At 67.6% G+C, this 8,825-nt stretch carries 6 protein-coding genes and 2 pseudogenes; all 8 read left to right on the top strand.

The window, feature by feature from the left end:
- A pseudogene (locus IE294_RS45835) lies at positions 1-693 on the top strand (hypothetical protein); the annotation flags it as partial.
- 607 nt (positions 694-1,300) lie between these two features.
- Positions 1,301-1,798, top strand: coding sequence for a hypothetical protein (locus IE294_RS45830; protein WP_189895250.1), 498 nt, complete (start codon positions 1,301-1,303; stop codon positions 1,796-1,798).
- 852 nt (positions 1,799-2,650) lie between these two features.
- Complete coding sequence (locus IE294_RS45825; RefSeq protein ID WP_189895249.1) at positions 2,651-5,236, top strand: sensor histidine kinase; 2,586 nt, start codon at positions 2,651-2,653, stop codon at positions 5,234-5,236.
- A 47-nt stretch (positions 5,237-5,283) separates the two neighbouring features.
- The gene (locus tag IE294_RS45820) at positions 5,284-5,712 is read left to right on the top strand and encodes a roadblock/LC7 domain-containing protein (protein WP_189895248.1); all 429 of its coding nucleotides are present in this window, start codon (positions 5,284-5,286) and stop codon (positions 5,710-5,712) included.
- A 4-nt stretch (positions 5,713-5,716) separates the two neighbouring features.
- Entirely contained in the window at positions 5,717-6,085 is a 369-nt protein-coding gene (locus IE294_RS45815) for a DUF742 domain-containing protein (protein WP_189895247.1), read from the top strand.
- An 88-nt stretch (positions 6,086-6,173) separates the two neighbouring features.
- Entirely contained in the window at positions 6,174-6,821 is a 648-nt protein-coding gene (locus IE294_RS45810) for a GTP-binding protein (protein ID WP_189895251.1), read from the top strand.
- A 253-nt stretch (positions 6,822-7,074) separates the two neighbouring features.
- A pseudogene (locus IE294_RS45805) lies at positions 7,075-7,643 on the top strand (helix-turn-helix domain-containing protein); the annotation flags it as partial.
- Between the two features lie 383 nt (positions 7,644-8,026).
- Positions 8,027-8,825: IS5 family transposase (locus IE294_RS45800; RefSeq protein ID WP_306433557.1), on the top strand; the 799-nt coding region annotated here is incomplete at its 3' end.

Here is an 8,825-nt window from a genome sequence, read left to right as displayed (position 1 = left end):
TGCAGCGGCACCGAACAGAACGACCACCAGTTCCTGACCACCTTCAACACCATCACCACCACCACACCGGGTACGGCGCCCGTACCGGCCGCGAGCGGTTCCCCCGCACCGGAGACGAGCGGCACCCCCGGGGCGAAGCACACCGCGACCCCGCAGCCCACTGCCGGAACCCCTGGTGGCTCCGGCTCCGGTTCCGGTTCCGGCAAGACCATCGAGAACGCCTTCACCACCGGCTACACCTGGTTCGACAACACTCCGAGAGGCAGCGCTCAGATCTCTGCTCCGGTGCTCCATCAGCAGGCCGGCGGCACAGGCACCTGGAAGGACCCGATCACCTTGGCGGTCGGACACACCATGGAGGGTGGCAAGGACACCCTCGACTACCCGGCGGGCACGCGCTTCTACGTCCCTGAAGTGCGGCGGTACTTCATCGTCGAGGACGCCTGCGGGGACGGAGCCAGTCCGCAGAACGGGCCCTGCCACAAGCTGGACACCGCTCCCCAGGGAGCCACCACGTGGCTGGATCTCTACATCGGTGGCGGCAGTGGTGACAATGAGTCCGCCGTGCAGAGCTGCGCGGACCGCTTGACCGGGCTGAAGACGGTGATCCAGAACCCTTCCGACGGCCTTCCTGTCGTCGAGGGACCCCTGTTCGACAACGGTAAGTGCACCACGACCTACGGCAACGGCTGACATCGACAGCACGGTTCCGTACAGCCGGCACCGGCACCTACAGGCGTGCGGTGACCGCATCGGAATGCCCGCTCCGCTGACCGGCGGAGCGGGCATGTCGTGTTTTCGGTAAAGGCGTGGGCGGCCAGGGGTCGGCGGCCGTCCGACGCCCGGGGTGCGGTGAGGGAGGCATGGGCAGCGCTTGGGGCGGGCCGGTCGGGCGCCCAAGGCCTCAAGGGCGTCGGGACGGCAGGAGAGCGCGACCGCCGTCCGGCACGCGCGCGAGAAGGCCGGTGTCACGGTCAGGCCGAAGGGCTTGGAGGACGACGGCTACGCAGCCGACGAAGGGTGATGGATCCGCATGCCCGGGTGAGGCGCGACGAGACGCGTTTGACCAATGCCCGCACGAACTCGATGGCGGCCGACGCCAGCGCACCGGTGTCATCGCACAGCGAGTCACTGACCGATATGTGGCTATTTTCCTGCCGAGATTGATATGGCAGTTACTGTGACACCTTGAGCGACCTTTCGAACAGACCCTAATATCTACCGTGGGGTCGATTAACACCTTGCTAACGGCCTTGCCCGACTGAGCGGGAAAGGGTCTCATGGTATGAGAGGGAGTTGCATGGTTGCCGTAGCCCACACGTTGCAGGACATCGAAGTCACCGTCGGCAAACTCCAGGGCGAGCTGCATCGCCTCACGACCCGTAAGGAGCTGCTGGAACGCGAGCTAGCCGCTGTGGCGGCGCATCTCGACTCGGTTCTGGTGGCTCTGGGGGCCCTCCAGCACTTCATGAAGACGGTACCCGCGCCACCCGCCGGCCAGGACGAGACACGGCCGAGGCGGGCGGAGAACCAGCGGCCGCAAGAGCACGCTGTCGTGCCGACCGCCCGAGGGGGCAACCCCGTCAGTGGCAGATACGGCAGTCTCACCGAAGAAGTCATGAAGATCGTGAGCGCTGCCGGGGGAGCCACCGTTCGGGCGCGGGACGTCGCAGCCGCACTCGGCCGGGACTCCGACACCGGTAGCATCAACGGGGTGCGCAGCACGCTGGACCGGCTTGTCGCCAATTCACGCATCCAACGTGCGGGACGTGGCCTCTACAGAGGCAATCCCTCCTGACGACGCAGCGCATTTCCGAGACTTCGGAAGCAAAGGGGCCGACGACACCATCATGTGTCCGGCTGGTTGCCGCGAGGACGGAGTTCATGAACAACCGGTAACTAGTCTGACGGAGCTCCCTGCTGATCACTCGTGTGGTATGCGGGTGGTGTTGCTGTCTCCCTACTTACATGTTTAGTAGGTGGACCCGTGTCACGTCAACACACCGGTGGTCCTTCGCTTCACGACGTCTCCCAGATTGCGATGTTCGTCGTCTTAGCGGGCCATCGGCTGCCCTGAAAGGCGGGCAGGGCAGCCAGGCCCGCCGCAACACCACCGCGGCGATGCCGAACGGCAGCGGAGGGGGCGACGACGGCCCGCCGCGACTCCGGCACCGGCGCCGCAGAACCGGTCCCGGGCGTCGATCAGCCACCGGCCAGATGGCTCCTGCCGTGGGACCCTCCGTCCAGGGCGTCACGGCCGGAACGGTCAGGCGGGACGGAGCGGCTAGGACGGCGCACCGGCCGAGGCCTGCCGCCGGTGCGCCCGCAGCCGCGCCCAGTGCGCGACCAGGAGCGTGGCCGGGCCGACTCGAACCAAGCCACGGCGAGTATCCGAGCCGCGGTCCCTTTACCTGCTCTTCAGCAGATGGCCTCACAACATCGCGAGTCACACGGTGCACACTAGGATTCACTTACTACTATGCACTCGACCGAGTTCCCCCATCCCGACAACCTTGGCGGTGGGTCTCCGACCCAGGCCACGCGCCGCGTGACTGCGGGAGACGAACGGGGCGTCCCGTCGGCCACACGTCGGCGGGACGGCTCCGCCACGAGTGGACGACTCACTGTCCAGCGGAGATAGCAGTCACGCATGAAACACCACGGCTGGTCCCTTCGCAGCAAGATGCTCGCACTGCTGCTGCTACCACTGCTGTCGCTCTCGGCACTGTGGACCTACGCCGCCTACCTGTCCCTGGACAACGCGCTGACATTGGTGCACGTGGACGTCATAGGCAACCACCTGGCCCGCCCCCTCGGTCAGGTCTTCATCGAACTTCAGTCGGAGCGACGTGTCAGCCTGATGGATCTGGCCTCCGGGCCCGCGGCCGGCGGGGGACAGGGACGGCTTCCCGGGGTCACGGCGGATGAGTCACCGCTCGCCCGGAGCCGGGCGATGACGGACGGCGCCGTAGCCGAATTCTCCGAGCACGCATCCATGGGCGAAGTACGCGATAGCGAGAGTGCTCAGGTGAAGCACAGCATCGCCACCGTGCGTGAGGCGTTGGGTGATCTCGGGCTGCTGCGGCAGCGCGTCGACGAACGACGGATCGACGCACCGCACGCCCTGGAGGAGTACACCGCGATCAACGCAGCCATCTCCGAGGCGTTCGAGGCGATGACAGTGCTGCCGGACAAGGAGGCCCAGCGTTTCGGCCACAGCCTGTACACCCAGACCGTGGCCAGTGACTTCCTCTCCCAGGAGGACGCGCTGATATCAGCCTCCGCGTCCTCCGGACGGATGACGCGGCAGACCTACGCGCTCATCGTGCAGGACATCGGCGCCTCTCGACGCCTCGTCGAACTCGCCATGCGCGGTATGCCGGACACCCAGCGCAAGGCCTTCATGGAGTACGCCCGGCCGGGCGGACCACTGGAGAAGGTCAGGACGATGGAGGAGCAGCTCACCCAGGCCGGTCCCTCCGCCGGACGGCTTCCGTTCCCCGTCTCCCGCTGGCGTGCCGCCTACGACGCTCAGTGGTTGGCCACCAACGAGTTGGCGCTCGACGACATCGACGTCGTCTTCACCATGACCGGACCACCGGCACTGCGTGCGCTGTGGGAGCTCGGCATCGCGGGCGCGCTCGGACTGATCGCCCTGATCGTCTCCGCCCTGATGTCCATACGCATGGGACGCTCGCTGGTCGGTGACGTTTCCCGGCTACGCGAGTCGGCCCGCAACCTCACCGAGGACCGTCTTCGCGACGTCGTCGGCCGGCTGCGGCGAGGCGAGAAGGTGGACGTCAGGTCGGACATGACACAACCGATTTTCGTCACCAAGGAGTTGGCGTACCTCGGTGACGCCTTCTTCGCGCTCCAGACGACGGCCGTGGACCTCGCGGCCGAGGACGTCAGGCTGCACCGGCACGTGAATGACGTGTTCGTGAACCTCGCCCGGCGCAGCCAGGTACTGGTACACCGCCAACTCGGTCTGCTCGAGTCCATGGAGCACCGTGAGGAGGATCCGAACCGGCTGGCGGACCTGTACCGCCTCGACCAGATGGCCATGCGCCTGCGCCGGTACGCCGAGAGCCTGATCACCGTTTCCGGATCAGCCACCGGCCGTGTGTGGCGCCGTCCCGTGCCCGCGGTCGACGTGGTCCGCGGCGCTGCCGCCGAGACCGAGCACTACGCGCGGGTGTCCGTCTTGCCGGTGCCAGACGTGAGCATCGCCGGACGCGCGGTCGCGGACATCGTGCATCTCCTCGCTGAGCTCATCGAGAACGCGGAGCACTTCTCACCCGCCGACACCGAAGTGCGCGTGAACGTCGGCAAGGGCACCAAAGGTCTGGTCGTGGAGGTCGACGACCGTGGTCTGGGCATGAGTCCGGAGGATCTGGAGGCCGCGAACGCACGGCTCAGGGAACAGGTCGAGGTCAGTACCCTGGACAGCACCCGCCTGGGCCTGGTCACCGTACAACGGCTCGCGAAGCGTCACGGTATCGGCGTGACACTGCGCCACTCGCCCTATGGAGGCGTGACCGCCGTTGTCCTGATCCCTCACACTCTTCTGGAAGACCCGAGGCCGGAAGCGCGGCACTCCGCCCCCGGCGCCTCTTCGCACCGTCTGCGGACGCCGAGCGCCGCCCTTGGCCACCATAAGCCCCAGGAGCAGCGCCAGCGGCCCGCTCGGGCTCTTCCTGCGGGAGGCGGCCTCCCGTTCCGTCCGCCGGCCACCGACCCTGGTGACGGGCCATCGGCCGCCGGCGGGGACACGACGTGGTCACGGCGGGACGCTCATCGCCGGCAGGTGCTCCCGACGCCCCAGGACGCGCCCGTCGCCGGTCCGGTCCTTCCTGCCCCGGCGGCTGACGACGGTGTCGCCCAGGAGCCGGAGTTCATCGACGGTCTGCCCCGACGCGTCCGTCAGGCCAGCCTCGCTCCTGAGCTGCGGGGGGAGGGCGTCCCACTCGTCAGTGCCCCCATCGACTGGAGCGGCGGCAGGCAAGGGAGCAGTGCGGCGCAACCCGCCTTCTCCGGACACAGCGCAGCCGATCCCGCGCTCCCTCACGCGTCGCACGACGGCACGGCCGGCCTTTCCGGCCGGACCGATGCCGAGTCGGCACGTCCGGCTCAGGTGCGCACCCTGATGTCGGCGTTTCAGGAGGGAAGCGCACGGGGTCGGCGCGCGGGGCGGGACACCCCCTCTGAGGGCCATTCCTTTGGTACCCGCTCGTAGCGATCGGCGACGCGCCACCAGTCATGACAGCGGAAGGGAACAATTCGATGACACTGCTCGTCTCCACGGAAACGACGGCGCAACTCAGCTGGCTGCTGGACGACCTGACACAGCGGGTGCCTGAGGTCGGGCACGCGATCGTGCTCTCCTCGGACGGGCTGCTGCTCGCCGGCTCCCAGGGGCTTCCCCGGGAAGAGTCCGAGCGTCTCGCGGCCGTCGCAAGCGGTTTTCACAGTCTCGCCAAGGGAACGGGCCGTCACTTCGGAGGAGGTGCCGTACGCCAGACCGTGGTGGAGATGGAGATGGGTTACCTCTTCGTCTGTGCCGCGGGGGAGAACGCGTGCCTTGCCGTGCTCGCACCGGAGGGTGCGGACATCGGCCTCGTGGCCTACGAGATGGCTCGTCTGGTGGTGAGGGTCGGGCAGCATCTGGCCGTGCAGGGCCGCACGATGCCCAGCGGCCAGACGAACACGTGATGGTATGAAGCGGAACGAATGGTCCGACGACGGAACCGTCGCTCTCGTACGGCCCTATGCCATGGTGCGGGGCCGCACGCACTCCCGTCACAACATCTTCGACCTTGTCACCTTCGTGATGAGCGTGGTCGCCTCGATACGGGACTGGCAGTACGTCGAACCTGAACACGAAGCGGTGCTCGAACTGTGCCGGGAACCCCTGTCGGTCAGTGAGCTGGTATCCCGAACGGGCCTGCCTCTCGGCGTGGTCCGGGTTCTCCTCGGTGACCTCCTGGACATGGGCGCGATCCGGGTGAGCAACTCGTCCCACAGTGACGGCCGGCCTGGTGTCGACCTGATCAGAGAGGTGCTCGCGGGCCTCCGCGCGCTATGAGCCGGCACCCCCGTCGGCCCGGGCGACCGGGACGGCCGTGAACGGAAAAGACGCACTCGACAAGGCATTGCCAAGAAACGGATCGCTCATGATCAGGGGAAAGTCACCGACAACAGCCTTGTCGGTGCCCGAGGAGGACCTGCCCCAAGGGGTCAAGATCCTCGTGTCCGGTGGGTTCGGTACCGGCAAGACGACTTTGGTGTCCGCCATCAGCGAGATCGTTCCCTTTCACACCGAGGAGAACCTGACGCGTTCAAGTGTCGGAGTCGACGACACCGAGGGACTCGAGCTGAAGTCCCATACGACTGTCGCTATGGACTTCGGGCGCATCACCATCCACGACAAGTTGAGTGTGTTCCTGTTCGGGACGCCGGGTCAGGACCGGTTCTGGTTCATGTGGGACGAGTTGGCCTCGGGGGCTCTGTGCGCGGTGGTTCTCGCAGACACCCGCCGGCTGGCGGTCTCCTTCCCGGCCATCGACTACTTCGAGCGTTACACGGTCCCGTTCGTGGTGGCGGTGAACACCTTCGACGGTGCGCGTACCCATGACCCCGACACCGTGCGCAGGGCGCTGGACATCGACCCTGGTGTCCCGGTGATGCTCTGTGACGCCCGTCAGCGCGAGTCCGTCAAGCAGGTCCTGGTCACCGCGGTGGCTCACGCACTCGCGCTCGAGGAGACAGCCGACGACCGAGTACGACGCCGCTCCAGGTCGGATCTTCCAAGTGCACGGTGACGTTGACGACGTCGAAGTCTTTTGCATGGCCGAGAGTGGTTCGCGTCGATCTGACCCACACACCGTGTTCTCCGGTGAGCAGCCGCTCGTTCTGCGTGCGCCGACGCAGTCGGACAGCGTCCGGGCCAGTTCGTCGGCAGCGGACCGTTCGAGTGCGAAGGTCGTGAACCCGGCTCAGCAGGCCGTCTCAACCGATGAGTTGGTGCGTGATAGCGGGTGAGGCGTCGTGCCTGGCAGGTGGCGTGATCCGTCTGTGGCGCATGGTCAATCGGCGGTGCTGGCGCATCGGCTGTTCACGGGAATCTCCCGGCGTCATCCCGCGTGTCTGATCGAGGGGTTGGCGGTGCCGTGGCAAGCCGGAGTCGAGGGTCGTCGCCATGCTGCACGAGGTGGGGCCAGGAAGCGGGCCGCGGGAGCCGGCGCCCGCCACCAGCTGGTCTTCGTCGACCGGCTGGTGGCCACGCTGATCCATCTGCGGCACGGTCTGCCGCACCCGGTGCCGGGGTTGCCGTTCGGCGTCGACCGCTCCACCGTCATCCGCGCCGTCGGGGAGATACGCACCCTCCTGGCCGAGCGGGGCTACGCGGTCCCCGACCGGCCCGGTCTGCGGCTACGAACAACATGCTGTGGGCCGACGCCTTGCGACCGGGCCGCATGCACGACGCGACCGCCGCACGCAACGAGAGCATCGACCTCTGCTTCCAGTACTTCCCCGACATGGAGGTCCTCCTGGACGACGGCTACCTCGGCCTCCGGCGCGATCACCAGGCCAGGCGATCAGGCCAGGCGATCACGCCACTCATAACTCCCAGAGCCAGTGCGTCGTCTCCCTCAGGTCGTGGTCGTGCGGCATCTGAACGTTGATCAGCTGCGGACAGCAGCACCGGGGCGCTGCTGTGCGGTCGCTCCAACATGACCGCTCCCGCATGTCGAGTTGGAACGTTGAGGCCATGGACCGATACATCGACGACGCCATCGCGGCGGCACCTTTCGTGCGGGCACGCCGGCGCCGGCGATGCCGCATTCACCCGGACCTCGGCCCCAGGCCCGCCTGGAAACAGCCGGATCTCTACCCGTTCGTCCTCACGGAGCGCCGCGCCCACGGCGATGTACGCAGGCCCCGAACTCGCCACTGCGGCGATCGACTCGGGCAGATACGGACCGCCCCTGCCCCGTGAACGCCCAGGCGACGCACGACGAGACCGATGGTGTTGTCGCTCTTGTCGCCGTCAACAGGAGTCGGCAGCCCAGCCCTCTGCCCTGCAACCGTCAACACTTCGTCTCAACCCCAGGGCACTGTAGCCAGGTTGGGTTCGTCTTCTGCCGCACTCGACCCTCGCGCAGACTGCCGCCGCTCTCGGCATCTCCTGCGGCACCGCCCACGCTACGGGACGACCGTCACACCTCTGCTCGCCGACCGCGCGCGGCCTGCTGCGCGCCCTGTGAAGCGGGACGGGACTACATCCTGCCGGATGGCTGCCGTGACTAGGCCATTTCGTTCGGACCAGCCGGTCGTTGGTCCGGGTGTGCCGTTGGCTGATGCGCAGTGGGCGCGGATCGAGCCGTTGCTCCCGGACCGGACGCCGAAGCGGGGTGGCCGCCGGCGGGACCATCGTGAGGTGATCGACGCGATCGCCTTCAAGTTCCAGACCGGTACCCAGTGGGTGCACCTGCCGGAGAGGTACGGCAACTGGCGGGGCGTCTACAACCGGCTGCGGATGTGGGCCGTCGACGGCACGTGGGAGCGGGTGTTCACCGCGCTGGTGGCCCAGGCCGACGCGGACGAGGACGTCAGCTGGGCCGTGTCCGTGGACTCCACGATCGTGCACGCTCACCAGCACGCTGCCGGGGCCCGCACAAAGGGGCCCCGGCCGGCGAGCGGGACGACCACGCCATCGGCCGGTCCCGCGGCGGACCGACGACGAAGATCCACCTCGCGGCCGACGGCCGACGGCCGGTGCCGGCCGCTGGTGTTCGTCCTCACCGCCGGTCAGGCCGAAGACG

Source organism: Streptomyces canarius (assembly GCF_014650735.1).
GTDB classification, from domain to species: Bacteria; Actinomycetota; Actinomycetes; order Streptomycetales; family Streptomycetaceae; genus Streptomyces; species Streptomyces olivaceoviridis.
The sequence above is the reverse complement of the archived record's forward strand: the minus strand, read 5'-3'. Positions and strand labels throughout refer to the sequence as shown.

Excerpts from the sequence above, each read along its gene's own strand:
- IE294_RS45830 (WP_189895250.1), top strand. The coding sequence starts at position 1,301 with ATGGTTGCCGTAGCCCACACGTTGCAGGACATCGAAGTCACCGTCGGC.
- IE294_RS45815 (WP_189895247.1), top strand. The coding sequence starts at position 5,717 with ATGAAGCGGAACGAATGGTCCGACGACGGAACCGTCGCTCTCGTACGG.
- IE294_RS45825 (WP_189895249.1), top strand. The coding sequence starts at position 2,651 with ATGAAACACCACGGCTGGTCCCTTCGCAGCAAGATGCTCGCACTGCTG.
- IE294_RS45810 (WP_189895251.1), top strand. The coding sequence starts at position 6,174 with ATGATCAGGGGAAAGTCACCGACAACAGCCTTGTCGGTGCCCGAGGAG.
- IE294_RS45820 (WP_189895248.1), top strand. The coding sequence starts at position 5,284 with ATGACACTGCTCGTCTCCACGGAAACGACGGCGCAACTCAGCTGGCTG.